A 16031-nucleotide genomic window follows, 5' to 3' on the forward strand; every position below is an offset into this window, starting at 1 on the left:
TGACCGGCTTCTGCCTGCACCGGCCTCATCGCCGGCAAGCCGGCTCCCACTGGGCCTCTAGACTCAGATGGCTTTGTGCCCCTCGAACGGATTCCAACCCTGCTGCCCCTTACCCTGCTTCAGGTAATAGGCATAGTTGGTCAGGTTGGCATACACGAATGCGAAGGCCATGCTGATACCGTTGTCCAGCGCCTGAGGCACCACATTACCGGTCGCTGCCTCGTAGACCGCTTCCAGCACGCCAACGGCCACGATGATCCCCAGCATCACCAGGTTCTTTTTCCACAAACCCAGCACGAACCAGTAGATCGGGCCGAAGAAGAAGGCGATGACATTGAAGTTGATCAGCAGCTTCTTGCCCAACGGCAAGGCGCGAAATGCGGCTTTGTAGGTCGCAGCGGCTGGGCCACCGTGCTGGTCGAAGAAGGCGAAACGCTCTTGCCATTTGGGCTTGAGGTGGGTCGAGCGAGCTTCGGTTTGCGGGGTAGTTTCCATGATGACTCCTGTCTGCTTTTTCCGAGGATGACTGGCCTTGCGGTGGCCAGCGGGGCGGAGATTAAATGAGCGACCTGCCTGACACAAGCCAAAAGGCAGGTTGAGTGGGAACGGGTTCACAGCTTGTACACCGCGGCTGTCGCGAGAGAGTTAGAAAAAAATCTATATCCGCATGAGTCAGAAAGTCATCAGATTTGAAGCCATGAGTGCCCTACCACACCTGCTTTATTACATATCCGACCAACCAACTAATTAACAAACCAATCAGCATTCAACCACACGGACGGCGCCCCCCTAAACCCAAGACATCCATCACATCGCAATAAAATCAGGCGAATCGCGACAAGTCCACAGGCGCACGATTACTATTTAGCGTATTGATCTCTTGATCTGAAAGCAAATCATCAAACGCATTACCACCAAATTCTTCAATGAAAACCCGCTCCTCCTCATAAGTCGAGATGCACTGCAGCCAATTTATCTTTAGCGAATTATATTTAAGCTCTGGAAAATGAGCATCATTCCACATAAACGGGATTGTCAAATAAATATGCGGCATCTTAGGCTTATCCATATAATCACTAAAAATATTAGCGATCACATCCCCAGGCATTACAAAACGCTGATGCCGCTTAATATGGAAAGCAGCGGAAGCCACAGCTTTCTCCCAAAAAATCTCTTCGGTAAGCGCACCAGCGCAAAGCTCAACTCGCGTGGCGAACTCCTCACCATTATCAATAAGCAGAGGGACTTCCGAAAGCCCTATCGTGCCTATAGATTTTACGCCAACATGCAATGAATCAAGCGTAGTCAACAGGTCCACAGAGATACTTTTACTATCATCGTAGTAAGCCTGAACTTTCAGACTTCCCCCGAATACTTGCAAGGCATGTTTAGCCGCCGCCTTACACAGCGCACTTTGAGTAATCATTTATGACTCCAACTTCCCATACAGAATCTAGAGCCGGAGCTCGCAATCAAAATTCGTATGCTATTAAAGATAATTACCAACCTAGGTGTTTATACCTTGCAGATTCACTCAGCCAAGACAAAATTACTCAAAGCCTCGATCAACTGCGAATATAGGCAATACAACATCCTTACTCACCATATCTTGAACTTCTTTACTCGGCGTCTTCGCTCGCAACTTCTGGCAAAGATCTGGCGACATCACTCTCTTGGGTGCGAGCGCAGGCGCAGCCCGTTTTACAACTTTAACACTCCCGAGGTTGGAGCCAAACCCTTGAGACCGGATCTCATATCGGGCGTCAATCGCCTTACCGCCTTTAGGGATTCTCCGATCAAGTCAGCACAGGTCAGATGGCATGTACTGACTTGATCGGAGAATCCCTAAATCCTACTCATTGCGTCACGCAGTTAAACGAAAGGCAATTACAACTCGCAAGCGTAAGAAATTTTACTTCAGCTAAAAATTCACCTTTCCAGTAGTATAGTCAGCAATAAGACGCGCCTGAATAATGAGCTTTAAAATAGCGCACACTCACAAAACACAAACAAAGCCAAACTTAATTAAACCGAATAATATGCGAATACTTAAGCAGCGCATCTCTATATTTCTGCGCATAAACAGACTTCATGATAACCTCCCCTGGCTCAGCCAATATTTTTTTTAAATGCACCACCGACAAGTCAACTCCCAACGACTTCTTTATGCCAACAACCTCTTCGAGACTTGGCTTACAACCTCCTATGGTGATGATATCACCTACACCCGCCCCTGAATCACCTTCCTCGCCCTCTTCTATAAAATCTAAAAGTTTTTCTAGCGATTCGAATCTATCAAATTCGTCTAGTGACACACTACCTGAATCCACCAGCCAAAACCCAGGCACTCCGCTTTTATCGATCAATATCATTCTGCCACCAGAATCATCCCCGACAGCAATCTTACCTTTAAAATTTTTATCGACTTCAAATGTACTATTACGCTCCTCGATATCCCCCACTGAATAAATCATAACCTGATCATTCAGGAGCGCTCCGTCACTCACCTTCCAAAAACCAACCACCCATGAGTCACTAGCAAGCCCAAGGCGCTTGCTTGAAGCCTCAATATCTTTATCAGAAGCAGCATCGCGACGCTCAGTATGAACTACCATTAATTAAATGCTCCCAAAGCCTCATAGTATTTATAAGATTTACTTGCTGCACGTTTTGCTGCACCAGGGCTAACCCCGGCGCCAATCATTTCCTTGTATGCAACATTGAATTCGTCGCGCAATGTCCCTCCAAACCCAGATCCGCTACGCCTCGACCGTTGCATGGCAGAAATCATAGCATGTGGCTCACCCGTGCTACTCTTTAGCAAAATGGCTGGCGCGCTATTCCTCTTGTATCCTTTTACATTAAGCCTAGCCCACTCATGTTGGATAAAGTGGTGGGACTGTACAAAACCATCTGCGGCAACATTCTTATTCCCGACTGCCCTGTTCACTTGCGGCGATAGGTTACCGTGTACATCGACATCACCAGATTTATATCCACCGGGCTTATTGCAAGCCCAGCCCCATGGATCCACCCAGCCAGTCGGATTTGGAACGTAACGATAGAGATTGAACCCACCCTCTATACTGATCGGGTCTTGAGTAGTGAAGCGACCTACTTCGGGATCGTAGTAGCGGAACGTGTTGTAGTTCAGCAGTGATTCGCTATCTAGGTATTGGCCCTGCAATCGTAGATTTTGCTCGACTTCATTTACGGCCAGATGCTCGATCGAACCCCAGGACCGATACGTCGCCTGCCAAACAATCTCACCCTCAGCGTTAGTCAACTCCAGCGGCGTACCGATCTGGTCAGTGTGGAAATAGTAGACCTTCTGCGCTTCACCTTCAGCCTGATCAACCCGCGCCAAAGGCGCATAGCTACCCGGCTCATACAGGTACAAGATGTTCTGCCCAGGCGTCTCCTCACGCAGCATCCTAAGCCCTTGCCAAAGGAACCGCTTCTGCTCCACCACTCCATCGATTTCAGCGTGCTTGGCCACCCGGCGCCCGAGGCTGTCGTAACGGTACAGCCCCGTACTCTCCAACTTGCCATTGCGCAGCGTTTCCGTCCGAACCAGCCGGTTCTCGCAGTCATAGCTAAAGCTCTGCAGCTTGCTATGCCCCGAGCACTTCTCGATCAGGTTGCCCCATGGGTCATACCGATACTCCTGATCCCGCCAGCGCTTGATCCGGTTGTCTTTGACCTGGTCAAACTGCCGCGCGTTGAAGTCCAAACGGTTGGCCGCCGCGTCATAGCGAAACTCTTCGCTGCCCACCAGCGAACCGGTGTCACGACTGCGCAACTGGCCGTTGGCCTCGTACGCGTACTTGATCTCGCCACGCAGCTTGTCCAGGGTGCGCACCAACTCGCCCGCCGGATCGTACTGATAGCGGCGGTGAATCGGGTTGTAGGCATGCTCCACCAGCAACGAGGTGTGGATACCCGCGTTGTGCACCTGGGAGAGTTTGTCGGCGGGTAACGTTGACGCAAACTGCCACGCCTTGCGCCCCATGGCGTCGTAACCGAAGCAACTGGTGAGCTTGCCTTGGGTCCGGTACACCTCACGGTGCAGGTCATCGCGTTCTATGTCGCTGATCACCTGCCCGTCCAGGTTCAACTGGTGCAGGTGGCCGCTGCCGTAGTACAGATGGTTGAGCTTGCGCCCGTCCGGCAGGGTCAGCGTGGTCAAGTTGCTGAGCGCGTCGTACTCATAGTCCAGCGCGCCGTCCGGCGTAAGTTCCTGAGTAAGCCGGCCCAGCAGGTCATAGCTGTAACTCAGTTTCTCCTCGGTAATACCAAGCCGCTTGCCTACATTGGTCGGCTGGCGGTGGATGCTCAGAATCCGATCCGCTTCGTCGTACTTGAAATTCTGTCGTGCATCGTGGTTGATCTTGGCGATCAGACGGCCAATGGCGTCGCGATCGAACAGCGTGTCGCGTTCAGGGCGCTCGCCATTTTCGCCATAGCCAATCTCATCCATGCGTACCAGGTGGCCGCCCTCGTTGTAGCTGAAGCGCCGAGTGAGGTTATCCACCCGCACTTCTTCAATCAGTCGATCCGACGCATCGTAGGCAAAGCGATAACTCGCGCTGTTCTCGTTGACCAACGCGGTAAGGCGCAGGGCCTTGTCGTACTCGTAGCGGATCCACTGCCCTTTGGCATCCTGGCGGCTGCTCGGCAGGCCGCGGGAGGTACGCTGCAGGCTCGTGGTCTGGCCCTTACCGTCGGTATGCGTCAGCACTTGGCCGAGGGTGTTGTAGGTGAAGCGTTCGGCCGTGCCATCGGGGTGCTGAATGCGCAGCACTTCACCGTCAGGTTTGCGCTCCAGGGTCGTGGTGGTGTTCAGCGCATCGGTGACGGCCACCAGGTGCTGGCGATCGTCGTAGCGGTAATAAGTACTCTTGCCTGAACAGTCTTCGAAACGCTCGACCTGGGCGTAGGCGTTCCACCAGAGGTACTTGGACTTGAAATTGGCGTCAATGATCGTGTGCGGCAGACCGTCATCACTATTGAGGTACTGGGTCTTGTTGCCGAGCGGATCGATCTCGGTGAGCAGATTGCCTTTGGCGTCATAGCGCGACTGCCAGACGCTGCCATCCGGGAAACGAGTTTCGGTTACCAAGGGCGTGGCGAAGTGGTGTTTGTAGCTGATGGTGCGGCCCAGCGGGTCGGTTTCCTCGATCAGCCGGGAGAAGTCATCGTACTTGAGCGCGAGCTGGTTGCCATCGGGCAAGGTGATGCCGACCAGGTTGCCGGAAGCGTCCAGGTCCATAGCGTAGCGTTCACCGCCGAAGTCGCGGCTGGCAATGACGCGGTTGTCTTCGTTGTAGTGGATCTCCAGCTCGCGGCCCAGTACGTCCGTGGCCCAACTGGTGCGGCTAGCGAAGTCGTATCGGAAGTGATAGTGCTCGCCGTCACTGGTCCAGTGCTCGACTACCCGTGGTTTGTTGCCTTGGTTTTCCCATCGATACTCGCAGATCAGGCCCAGCGCGTTGGTGTGCCGGGTCATGACATTTTCGGCATAGCCGAAGTGGCGCACCGAGTCGCCGTTGCGGTTGATCACTTCTGCGAGTTGACCATTATCGTCATAGCGGTAACGCACCAACGTTTCGACCGCACGCTCACCGATTACACGTTTCACATCAGTAAGACGGCCGAGAGGATTGTCGTAGTGCAAATGCACGCGCACAGCCCCAGGTGCAGTAATGTCCGTCAGACGGCCGTCGGCAGTACGGGTGAAATGCAGATAGTGACCAAGCGCATTTTCCAGGCGCTGCAGGGGCACCCCCGTATTGTCGTTCGGCACTTCGCCAAAGTAGAAAAAGACATTATCAAGCGTTTGCAGGACATAGTGCCCACCCTGGGTACGCACCAGATGGATGCGCTCATGGGGGTTGTAGATGCTTTCGCCGGGCTCAAGATCAATGAACGGGACACTGCGACCCTGGTTGTCAGTGTGATAGACAAAGCCACCGCTACGACGCAGGCTCTGTTCCCAAGGTAAAATCCAACCTTGGCCCAATACGCTGTCGACGGTAAGGTCGCTGGCATAGAAGCGGGACCAGTCGATTGGCATCAAACCCGGCAAAACGAAGTCCACTTCGTTGGCCAGGAGTTTGCGGCCGCGGGTCATGTCTACTGGATTGCCGGTAAAACCACCAATGGCCCGCTCCACGGCGGGCCCGATGATGAAGCGCCCGGCAAGATAACTAGCAGCGATGGTGGCGCCGGTCTGTAATGCGCATGGGCCGGCGGCTTTGAGTCCAGACTGCAGGCCCAGGCGGCCAATCGAATACACCGATCGCCCCATGGACGCCACAATCATCAATACATCGACCGTGACGCGTAGCCATTCTGGAACTTCATCATCCACGGGCAAGTAGCGCTCCGTGCCTCCGCCGATGAAGACGTTATGGGAGCCTCCGGCAATCTTGGCTCCGCAAGTAAGCTTGTCACCCTTGCGAGAGGCCGCGACACCGTTGATGAATACGTTGGAGGAGCCTTCTGCGACCAATACAGGCGCAGGATGTTTCTCGCACTTGGCGGTACTCAACGTAGCGTGGGCCGCATTACGGTTGTTGATGAACACGTTCGTCGAACAACCGGCCAACTCTATCTGCCCCGCCGGTGAGCTGGACTTCGCGCCATACCTTTCACCCAACCCTGGTAGCATGCCGGCGCCAATGCCAATAGCCGCCACCAACAGAAAACTACCGAAGCCTACGGTGCATATCGCAAAGGCAGCCGCCGTAGCGATTGCCAAGCCAACCACTGCTCCAGCCAAAAAGCCTGCCAAGGCATTGGTATGTTCAATCTCGTCATGTAGCCGCGCAGCTTCGAACATAGGTTCAATCCTGCGCTGTATTTTCTGTGGCGCCGACCTGGCGAGGCTCGAAGCTGTTCAACAGGTCTAACCAATTGTCGTTCTGTTTTCCGCTGAAGTCGGCCTGGCTTGTCGTGGAGAAAACCAGGATGCGCCCCGGAGCCACCTCGAACGCCGCCTGACGCTGATAAACAGGCCTGCCGTCCTTTAGGTAATAGCCATCAACCTGGATACCGGCCTGTGGCTGGGTGGAGGACAGCTGTGCAGGTATTTTGCCGAGGACCGTGTATCCGCGCAGTTGTGCTGCGATCAGCTTGACCTGGCGCTCGATATAAGCTTTCAGGTCTTCACCTGGCAGCAGGTTGTCACGCGAAACGGTGAAGTTGAGAGGAGCTGGAATGCTGTCTCCCAGGATGAACATATTGACGGTTCGATCCGTGAAGCCCTCGGGCAAGGTGATAGATCCTTCCTGCAGCGGGTAGTCCATTGAATATCTATTCCATGAAAGGTAAAAAATTGCGCGTTACTGCGCTGTCATGCCGGCAAGCATCGCGTCGAATTCAATGAGCCATTCGGCCAATAGTGATTGGCTTGGGTCGATGACCGTAGAAACGTCCAGCCACTGCCGCGTATTGCCATCAGCAGAGACGATGATCGCGCATACCGCACGCCCGTGGCGGCGCTCTGGGCCATCATAGAATTGGTAGTCGAGACTGATCGCTGGATGGCCTGCAAGGAGCGATTCAGCCTGACGTACCACGGTCATCTCGGCATGGCGCTCACGCAGCTTCTTGGTAAACAACTCGACTGCCTTGCTCAGGTCGAGGCCCTCTGGCGCGGCGCGGCGCCGCGCACCGAACGACACATGGCAACCGGCGCGTTCAAGCGTGGTTTGGATATCGCGAAAAGCGAAGCTTTGCGCAATGAGCAGGTTCAGGCCGGCAATACGCAGCGCATTCTGCTCTGGCGCCAGTTCCAGCACGGGCGGTGCCTGCACAACTGCGGCTGCAGCCTGCTCTGCAAGGCGTTGTTGCTCCGCTTGTTGTCGGGCAAGCGCCTCGGCGGCTTCCCGCTTCTGGGAAATTCTGTCGTAGATGCTAGGTTTGTACATCAGCGTGCACCTTACTCGTTGATATCAACGCGATCACCTTTGACAAAGGTGTTCTTGCCAAGAATGTCGATCTTGTCGGCTTCGATAGTGATCCCTCCTGGCGTGAGGGTGATCTTGCTGCCCCCCACCTGAAGCAGAATGCTTTCCATTGCACTCACCTGGATAAACTTCTGATCTACCTTCAGGGTGTAACTGCTCTCCTGCACATTCACCACGGTATCTTTCTTGATGACCTCGGCGTGCGTTCCACCTACCTTGATTGACCGGTTGTTCCCCACTTGGTGGGTCTCATCCAGCTCGATCTCGGTATCCATGTTGCGCTCGGCATGCATGATGATCTGCTCGGCGCCGGCCTTGTCTTCGAAGCGGAAGAAGTTGGCGGTTCCGCCGTCACCCTTCATCGACCGGGTCAGGAAGCCGCTCTGGGTCTTGTTCGCCGGCAACGCCCACGGCGGGGTGTTGGTGCTGTTGTACAGGCTGCCCATGATCAGCGGGCGGTCGGGGTTACCGTCGAGGAACACCACCACCACTTCATCGCCGACGCGGGGGATCTGGATGCTGCCAAAGCCACCGCTGGCGCCGGATTGGGCGACGCGGACCCAGCAGGAGCTGTGGTCGTTGAACTGGCCCTGGCGGTCCCAGTGGAATTGCACCTTCACCCGGCCCAGTGCGTCAGTGAAGATCTCCTCACCAGGCGGGCCGACGATGATGGCGGTCTGCGGGCCGGAGATGGTCGGCCGTGGGGTGCTCAGCTGCGGGCGGAACGGGATCTTCTTGCGCACGCAGCTGAAGGTGTTGAAGTAGCTGGCTTGCTGGCCGGTGAGGTAGTTGTTGTGGCCTTCGCTTTCAACGCTCATCAGCAGGAACTGGCGGTCTTCGATGGCGCCCCGTTCGTGGGCGTAGTGCTGCAGCAGCTCGAAGGTGTAGCCAGGCTTCATGGCGCGGCAGTTACTGGCCCCTTCGAATTTCTTGCCACGCAGTTCCAGGGCCTCGATACGCAGGCGCAGCAGGGTTTCGCCTTCGTCGTAGGTACCGTGGGTGTAATGGCCGGGAAAGTCGTAGACCTCGAAGCGCTCCACCTCGCCTTGCTGATTCTTGCTGTTCATCGCCACCGGCAGGCGGTTGTTGGGCTGGCGGTAGTCGAAGGTTTGCGTGGCCATCTTGCCGGATTGCAACTGGCGGTTGCCGGTCCATTGGGTGATGGCGTCGGCGGTCTCGGTGACCGAAGCGCTGTGGAAGCGGATCTGCGGTTGTTCGGGGATGTCCACGAGGGTGCTGGAGTCATCGCAGATGATCATGGTGTGGCCTTCGGCGGTGTGCTCGAAGTAGTAGAACATCCCCTGTTCCTCCAGCAGGCGCTGGACGAAGTTGAAGTCGGTCTCGCGGTACTGGGTGATATAGGTGTAGCGCTTTTGCGGGCGGGTCAGGCGGAACGCGTGGCGGGAGAACGCCGGGCACAGGGCGAACACTGCGCTGACCACTTCCTCGACCGTGTTGCCCTGGAAGATGCGCGTGTCGAAGCGGTTCTTGAGCATCGAGAACCACGGGTTGAGCGTGGCGGTGTAACGAGCCATGCCGCCGTCGCTGCCGACGCTGGCAAAGCGCGTGAGGTAACCGGTGATGTGGCGCGGACCGCCTTCGGACAGCTCGATTTCGATGCTGACTAGCTGGCCCATCATCGACTTCAGTGGCACGCCGGAGTCTTCGCACACCAGCAGCAGTTCGTAGTTGAAAGCCTGCGACAGCGCCTCGGTGCCTTTGAAGGTTTCCAGCAGCAGCTCCTGCTCGGGGTCGGCCAGATGGTGAAACTTGAACAGTCGGCGGTGCTGCGGCGACGGCCGCACGGCCAATTCCCTGATCATTGCGCTCTCTCCTTGTCGGCACGGTTGTGGCACTCGTGCGTTGAAGGGGCGCAGGTTAGGTCAACAGGTAAGCGCAGCCAATGAACATGGCGTTGAGGGGAAACGGCCGCGTGTAGGGTAGATCCTACGGTGAGTTTCATCGCTTCTGAGGGAAGCGATCGGCCCACTTTAAAGCGGGAGGGGGCAGCGCAGTAATGGCGCAGGATTCAGGCATCCGGGGGCTGGCCCTTGATCGCGTATCAATCCGCTTCTACAAGGGCGCGCTGAATCAGCCGGTTACAAAGTTGTTGAAGAACGTCCGAGCCGCCAGGTACGACTGCATCCTCGCCCCGGGTTGGGTTACCATACCCGGCTCCGCGAAGCCCACCCTTCAAGCCAAGCCCTGCGCTTGCCTGACTCGACACCAACAGGTCATTCATGCGTCTGTTTCACACCTCCGACTGGCACCTGGGCCAAAGCCTGCACGGCCAGGAACGCGACTTCGAACACGCCTGCTTCCTCGACTGGCTGCTCGGCCAGTTGCGCCTGCGCCAGCCTGATGCGCTGTTGATCGCGGGCGATATCTTCGACACGGTCAACCCGCCGGTCAAAGCCCAGGAGCGGCTCTACGACTTCATCGTCCAGGCCCACGAGCAGCAGCCGAAACTGGACATCGTGATGATCGCCGGCAACCACGACTCCGGCTCGCGCATCGAACTGCCCGCGGCGCTCATGCGCCGCCTGCGCACCCATGCGCTGGGCCGGGTGCACTGGCTCGACGAAGGCCAGCTGGATGCCGAGCGCCTGTTGATCCCGCTGACCAACGGCCGCGGCAAGGTCGCCGCCTGGTGCCTGGCCCTGCCCTTCCTGCGCCCGGCCGAAGTCACCGGCCCGCAGCTAGGCGACGACTACCTGCAGGGCATCACCCAGGTGCACCAGCAACTGATCGCCGCCGCGCAGAAAAAGCGCAAGAAGGACCAGGCGCTGATCGCCATCAGCCATGCGCACATGGCCGGTGGCGCGGTGTCCGAGGATTCCGAGCGCAGCCTGATCATCGGCAATGCCGAAGCCTTGCCGGCCAAGCTGTTCGACAAGGCCATCAGCTACGTTGCCCTGGGCCATCTGCACAAGCCGCAGAAGGTCAATCGCGAAAGCCGCATCCGCTACAGCGGCTCGCCGATTCCGCTGTCGTTCGCCGAAATCAATTACCCGCACCAGGTGCTGGAAGTCGAGCTGCAGGGCAGCGAACTGCTCAGCGTCGAAGCTCGCCCGGTACCCCGCGCCGTGGCATTGCAACGGCTCGGCCCGGCACCCTTGGGCGAGCTGCTCGAAGCGCTCGCCGAGCTGCCAGTGATCGACCTGCTGGAAGACCCCAACCGGCAACCCTGGCTGGAAGTGCGCGTGCAACTGGATGAGCCGCAACCGGACCTGCGCCAGCAGGTCGAGACAGCCCTGCAAGGCAAGGCAGTACGGCTGGTGCGCATCAGCGCCGAGTATGCCGGCCGTGGCGGCCAGGACGATGACGCGCTGGCCTTCGTCGAACTGTCGCAGATGACCCCACAGGACCTGTTCAGCCGTGCCTGGGAACAGGCTTACGGCAACCCCGTCGACGAGCAGGTGCTGGCCGACTTCGCCCTGCTGCTGCAGGACGTCCAGCAGCAAGAGGAACAGCCATGAAGATTCTCGCCATCCGCCTGAAGAACCTGGCATCCCTGGCCGGCCCGGTCGATATCGACTTCACCGCAGAGCCCCTGGCCAGCGCGGGCCTGTTCGCCATCACCGGGCCCACCGGGGCCGGCAAGAGCACCTTGCTCGACGCCCTGTGCCTGGCGCTGTTCGGCACCGTGCCACGGCTCAATGACATCGGCCGTGAAGCCAAAGTGCCCGACGCCGACGGCGACATCCCCACCTCCGACCCGCGCAACCTGCTGCGCCGTGGCTCCGGCAATGGCTATGCCGAAGTCGATTTCGTCGGCATCGACGGCCACCGCTACCGCGCCCGCTGGGAAGCCAACCGCGCCCGCGACAAGGCCAACGGCAAACTGCAGAACAGCCGCCAGAGCTTCTACGACCTGGACAGCGAACAGCTGCTGGGCAGTGGCAAGAACGAATACAAGCAACTGGTCGAAGCCCGGCTGGGCCTTAACTTCGAGCAGTTCACCCGCGCGGTGATGCTGGCCCAGAGCGAGTTCGGCGCCTTCCTCAAGGCCGACGACCGCGAGCGCAGCGAGCTGCTGGAGAAGCTCACCAACACCGCCATCTACACCCGCCTCGGCCAGCGAGCCTTCAGCAAGGCGCGGGAAACCGGCGAAGCGCACACTGCCCTCAAGGACCGCGCCAGCCACCTGCTGCCGATGGCCGCCGAAGCACGCACCGAGCTGGACCAGCGCCTGGAGCAGGCACTTGCGCAGTTCAAGGCCGACCAGGCCAACGAACGGCAACTGGAGCAGCAACGCAACTGGCTCAATGAGCAGCGCCAGTTGCACGCCCAGCATGCTGAAGCCAGCCAAGCCCTGGCGGCCGCCGAACAGCGCTGGCAGGACCTCGCCGAGCAACGTCTGGACCTGCAGCGCCTGGAGCGCCTGGCGCCACAGCGCCACCAGTTCCATCGCCAGCAGATGCTGAACGCGCAACTGGCGCCCCTGGCCGCGACCCTCACCGATCAGCAGCGCCAGCAAGGCGAACTGCTGACGCGCACCAGCGAACTGGAGCTGGCACTGCAGACGGCACGCCAGGCACTGGCACACCACCAGACCCAGCACAGCGAACAGGCCCCACGCGTGCGCCAGGCCTACGCCGCACAGGACAGCCTGGCGCGCCTGGAGCAAGAGCAAGTCGCGCAGCGCAGCGCCAGCGAGCACGCCGACCTGCAGGTTGCCGAAGGCCAGCAGCAACTGCAGCAACTGGAAGACCATCAACAGCGCAGCCTGCAGCAGTTGGCACAGGTCGACACCGCCCTGGCCGACAGCCAGCACCTGGAGAGCCTGGCCAATGCTTGGCAGGCCTACCTGCCGCAACTCAAGCAAGTGATGCTCACGGGCGGGCGCCTGGCCAAGGGCCGCGAAGAACTGCCCGGCCTGCAGGCTCAGGTCAGCCAGGCCAACGCCAAGCTGCAGGCCGAGCGCGACGCCTTCGACCTGTTGTTCCAGGAAGCTGGCGCCGAGCCCCAGGCGCTGGCGGAGCAGATCGACCTGCTCGGCGGCATGCTGCAGGACAACCGCAAACAGCAACGCGCCGTCGAGGAGCTGTCGCGGTTGCATGGCCGCGAGCTGGAACTGCGCCAGCAGCTCGATACCCTGCGCGAGCGCCAGCAACAGGCCATGCAACAACGCCAGCAACTGATCGGCGCAGGCACCGCGGCCAAGGCGGAGCTGGAAGCAGCCGAGCAGGCGCTCACCCTCACCCGCCAGTTGCTGGCGCGCCAGCGCCTGGCCCGTAACACCAGCGTCGAGGAACTGCGAGCCCAGTTGCACGACGGCGAGCCGTGCCCGGTGTGCGGCAGCGCCGAGCACCCGTTCCACCAGCCCGATGCCCTGCTGCAGAGCCTGGGCCGCCACGACCAGGCCGAAGAGGACGCCGCGCAGAAGCAGGTCGAAACCCTCAACAACAAGCTGGTGGAGCTGCGCACCCAACTGGGCGTGGTCAACGCCCAGCTCAAGGACTACCAGCAGCAGCATGCCCAACTGGGCGAGCAACTGCAGCCTGTGCAGGCCCAGGTGCAGGCCCACAGCCTGTGGCCAGCCCTTGCGCCTCAGGATGACCAGGCGCGCAGCACCTGGCTCGACAGCCAACTGCGCCGGCTCAACGATGAAATCAACCAGGACGAGAAGCGCCAGGGCGCCCTGCTCACCCTGCAAAAGGAATCTGCCCGCCTCAACCAGCAGCTGCAAGCGGCGCAGCAGGCCCAGCAGCAGGCGCAGCATCAGCTCGATCACCAGCACCAGGCCCTGGCCACTGACGAGCAGCAACTGCAGCAAGGGCTGAGCGACCTCGCCAGTGTTCTGCCGCAGGATGTGCTCAAGGCCCTGAGCGACGACCCGGCCCACGCCTTCCTCGCCCTCGACCAGCAGATCGCCCAGCGCTTGCAGCACCTGGAACAACGCAAGGACGAGCAGCAGGAGCAGCAGGCGCGCCAGGTACAGCTCGACAAGCTGCGCGACCAGCAGCAGGCACGCCTGCAGACGCAGCAGCAACTGCAGCACAAGCTCGCCGCGCTGGACGAACAGCGTCAGCAGGCCCAGGCGTCACTCGAGGCACTGCTGGGCCAGCACGCCAGCGCCGACGCCTGGCAGCAGCATCTGGATGCGCAGCTCGAACAGGCCCGCACCGTCGACGCCGACACCGCTCAACGCCTGCAGGACTTGCGTACCCAAGGCGTGCAACTGGCCAGCGAACTCAAGGCCAATACCCAGCAGCAGCAAGCACTGGAAAGCGAATGCCAGCAACTGCAAGGCGACATTGCCCAATGGCGCGCAGCACATCCGGAACTGGACGATGCCGGCCTGGACCGCCTGCTGGCCATGGACGATGCCCAGCTCAACGACTTGCGCCAACGCCTGCAAGGCGCCGAACGGGCCATCGAACAAGGCCGCGTGTTGCTCCAGGAGCGCGACCAACGCCTGCTGCAGCACGCGGCGCTGATGACCGTGGAAAGCTCGGCCGAAGCCTTGGAACAGGCCCTGGGCGAACTGCGTGAGCGGCTGGCGGGCCATGAGCAGCAGTGTGCCGAGTTGCGCGCGCAGCAGGCCGACGACCAGCGACGCCAGCAGGCGCACCAGGCCCTGGCCGGCGAGATCGAGCAGGCGTACCAACAATGGCAGCGCTGGGCACGCCTGAATGCCCTGATCGGCTCAGCGTCCGGCGATGTCTTCCGCAAGATCGCCCAGGGCTACAACCTTGACCTGCTGCTGCACCACGCCAACGCCCAGTTGCGCCAGCTGGCGCGCCGCTACCGCCTCAAGCGTGGCGGCAGTGCCCTGGGCCTGCTGGTGATGGACACCGAGATGGGCGACGAGCTGCGCTCGGTGCATTCGTTGTCCGGTGGCGAGACCTTCCTGGTGTCGCTGGCCCTGGCCCTGGGCCTGGCGTCGATGGCATCGAGCACCCTGCGCATCGAGTCGCTGTTCATCGACGAAGGTTTCGGCAGCCTCGACCCCGAGTCGCTGCAACTGGCCATGGACGCGCTCGACGGCCTGCAGGCGCAGGGGCGCAAGGTCGCGGTGATTTCCCACGTGCAGGAAATGCACGAGCGCATTCCGGTGCAGATCCAGGTCCGCCGCCAGGGTAATGGCTTGAGTGATGTGGAGGTGTGCGGGTGATGCTCTACTCGTTCCGCCGCTGCCCCTGGGCCATGCGCGCGCGTCTGGCCCTGCGCTATGCCGGGTGCGCCGTGGAAATATGCGAAGTGACGATGAAGAACAAGCCGGCCGAGTTGCTGGCCCTGTCGCCCAAAGGCACGGTACCGGTGCTTGATACCGGCGCAGCCGTGCTGGAGGAAAGCCTGGACATCATGCGTTGGGCGCTGCAGCAGCACGACCCGGATGACTGGCGCCTACAGGCCGACCCTGCCGCCGCGCAGCAGGCCGAGGCACTGATTGCCCGTAACGACAGCCAGTTCAAGGCCCAGGTGAACCTGTACAAGTATGCCGAGCGTTACCCTGAGCATTCGCGAGCGCATTACCGCCAGCAGGCCGAGCCTTGGCTGGCGACGCTGGAACAGCTGCTCGAAGGCCGGCCTTACCTGCTGGCCGAAAACCCGAGCCTGGCCGATGCCGCGTTGCTGCCCCTGATGCGCCAGTTCGCCGGGGTCGAACCGCAGTGGTTCGCCGAGGCGGCTTATCCGCGGGTGCGGAGCTGGCTGGAGGGGTGGTTGGCATCAGAGCTGTTCAAGGCAGTGATGGCTCGCTGAATTCACTGGCCCTATCGCCGGCACGCCGGCTCCCACACGTACCCCACAGGCCTTGAACATTGTGCTGTGCCTGTGGGAGCCGGCTTGCCGGCGATAGGGTCGGTGCAGCTTTCAAGGATGGTGCTTGCCACTCAATGCCGCATGGTAATGGGCGCTTTGACGCAGGTACTGCTCGGTGTAGCTGTGGGTTGCAGACGCCTTGGGGCTGCTGTCGGCATGGGCATGGGCCGGCAGCACGACAGAGGCAGAAATGGCGGATGCGGCAATGACCGGGAAGAGATTGAAGTTCATCTGGGCTGACCTCGACTTTCGGTAGTTTGACGGTAGCCCGTGTGGGCCTTGAGCCAA

General features: G+C 59.6%; 11 protein-coding genes. 3 read left to right on the forward strand and 8 right to left on the reverse strand.

Annotated elements, in window-relative coordinates; all coding sequences use genetic code 11:
• Window positions 1–63 precede the first annotated feature (63 nt).
• The 7 genes from KU43P_RS19130 to tssI form a co-directional block, all read right to left on the reverse strand.
• Window positions 64–495: a DUF2628 domain-containing protein gene (locus KU43P_RS19130; RefSeq protein WP_317659033.1), complete on the reverse strand. Its 432-nt coding sequence runs from the start codon at window positions 493–495 to the stop codon at window positions 64–66.
• A gap of 328 nt (window positions 496–823) precedes the next feature.
• On the reverse strand, window positions 824–1426 hold the full coding sequence (locus KU43P_RS19135) for a suppressor of fused domain protein (RefSeq protein ID WP_317659034.1): 603 nt from the start codon (window positions 1424–1426) through the stop codon (window positions 824–826).
• A gap of 595 nt (window positions 1427–2021) precedes the next feature.
• Window positions 2022–2615 carry an SMI1/KNR4 family protein gene (locus tag KU43P_RS19140; RefSeq protein WP_317659035.1) on the reverse strand — a complete coding sequence of 198 codons (594 nt, stop codon included), beginning with the start codon at window positions 2613–2615 and terminating at the stop codon, window positions 2022–2024.
• Window positions 2615–6844: an RHS repeat-associated core domain-containing protein gene (locus KU43P_RS19145; RefSeq protein ID WP_317659036.1), complete on the reverse strand. Its 4230-nt coding sequence runs from the start codon at window positions 6842–6844 to the stop codon at window positions 2615–2617. Before KU43P_RS19145 ends, KU43P_RS19140 begins: the two co-directional genes overlap by 1 nt.
• A gap of 4 nt (window positions 6845–6848) precedes the next feature.
• A complete protein-coding gene (locus tag KU43P_RS19150) occupies window positions 6849–7310 on the reverse strand; it encodes a DUF1795 domain-containing protein (protein ID WP_317659037.1) in 462 nt (153 codons plus the stop codon).
• A 36-nt stretch (window positions 7311–7346) separates the two neighbouring features.
• Complete coding sequence (locus KU43P_RS19155) at window positions 7347–7934, reverse strand: hypothetical protein (protein ID WP_317659038.1); 588 nt, start codon at window positions 7932–7934, stop codon at window positions 7347–7349.
• 11 nt (window positions 7935–7945) lie between these two features.
• On the reverse strand, window positions 7946–9796 hold the full coding sequence (gene tssI, locus KU43P_RS19160) for a type VI secretion system tip protein TssI/VgrG (protein WP_317659039.1): 1851 nt from the start codon (window positions 9794–9796) through the stop codon (window positions 7946–7948).
• A 417-nt stretch (window positions 9797–10213) separates the two neighbouring features.
• Here tssI and KU43P_RS19165 point away from each other — a divergent pair, with 417 nt between their 5' ends.
• The 3 genes from KU43P_RS19165 to KU43P_RS19175 are packed head-to-tail and all read left to right on the forward strand — an operon-like array spanning window position 10214 to window position 15683.
• Window positions 10214–11452 carry an exonuclease SbcCD subunit D C-terminal domain-containing protein gene (locus KU43P_RS19165; RefSeq protein WP_317659040.1) on the forward strand — a complete coding sequence of 413 codons (1239 nt, stop codon included), beginning with the start codon at window positions 10214–10216 and terminating at the stop codon, window positions 11450–11452.
• Entirely contained in the window at window positions 11449–15093 is a 3645-nt protein-coding gene (locus KU43P_RS19170) for an AAA family ATPase (RefSeq protein ID WP_317659041.1), read from the forward strand. The genes KU43P_RS19165 and KU43P_RS19170 overlap by 4 nt, the downstream gene beginning before the upstream one ends.
• Window positions 15090–15683 carry a glutathione S-transferase gene (locus KU43P_RS19175; protein ID WP_317659042.1) on the forward strand — a complete coding sequence of 198 codons (594 nt, stop codon included), beginning with the start codon at window positions 15090–15092 and terminating at the stop codon, window positions 15681–15683. The genes KU43P_RS19170 and KU43P_RS19175 overlap by 4 nt, the downstream gene beginning before the upstream one ends.
• Before the next feature lie 111 nt (window positions 15684–15794).
• On the opposite strand, the gene KU43P_RS19180 is transcribed toward KU43P_RS19175, so the two are convergent.
• On the reverse strand, window positions 15795–15974 hold the full coding sequence (locus tag KU43P_RS19180; protein ID WP_317659043.1) for a hypothetical protein: 180 nt from the start codon (window positions 15972–15974) through the stop codon (window positions 15795–15797).
• Window positions 15975–16031: the final 57 nt, after the last annotated feature.

Source organism: Pseudomonas sp. KU43P (genome assembly GCF_033095865.1).
Taxonomy (GTDB): Bacteria; Pseudomonadota; Gammaproteobacteria; order Pseudomonadales; family Pseudomonadaceae; genus Aquipseudomonas.

Coding starts and splice junctions, on each gene's coding strand:
- KU43P_RS19130 (WP_317659033.1), bottom strand. CDS start 495: ATGGAAACTACCCCGCAAACCGAAGCTCGCTCGACCCACCTCAAGCCC.
- KU43P_RS19135 (WP_317659034.1), bottom strand. CDS start 1,426: ATGATTACTCAAAGTGCGCTGTGTAAGGCGGCGGCTAAACATGCCTTG.
- KU43P_RS19140 (WP_317659035.1), bottom strand. CDS start 2,615: ATGGTAGTTCATACTGAGCGTCGCGATGCTGCTTCTGATAAAGATATT.
- KU43P_RS19145 (WP_317659036.1), bottom strand. CDS start 6,844: ATGTTCGAAGCTGCGCGGCTACATGACGAGATTGAACATACCAATGCC.
- KU43P_RS19150 (WP_317659037.1), bottom strand. CDS start 7,310: ATGGACTACCCGCTGCAGGAAGGATCTATCACCTTGCCCGAGGGCTTC.
- KU43P_RS19155 (WP_317659038.1), bottom strand. CDS start 7,934: ATGTACAAACCTAGCATCTACGACAGAATTTCCCAGAAGCGGGAAGCC.
- tssI (WP_317659039.1), bottom strand. CDS start 9,796: ATGATCAGGGAATTGGCCGTGCGGCCGTCGCCGCAGCACCGCCGACTG.
- KU43P_RS19165 (WP_317659040.1), top strand. CDS start 10,214: ATGCGTCTGTTTCACACCTCCGACTGGCACCTGGGCCAAAGCCTGCAC.
- KU43P_RS19170 (WP_317659041.1), top strand. CDS start 11,449: ATGAAGATTCTCGCCATCCGCCTGAAGAACCTGGCATCCCTGGCCGGC.
- KU43P_RS19180 (WP_317659043.1), bottom strand. CDS start 15,974: ATGAACTTCAATCTCTTCCCGGTCATTGCCGCATCCGCCATTTCTGCC.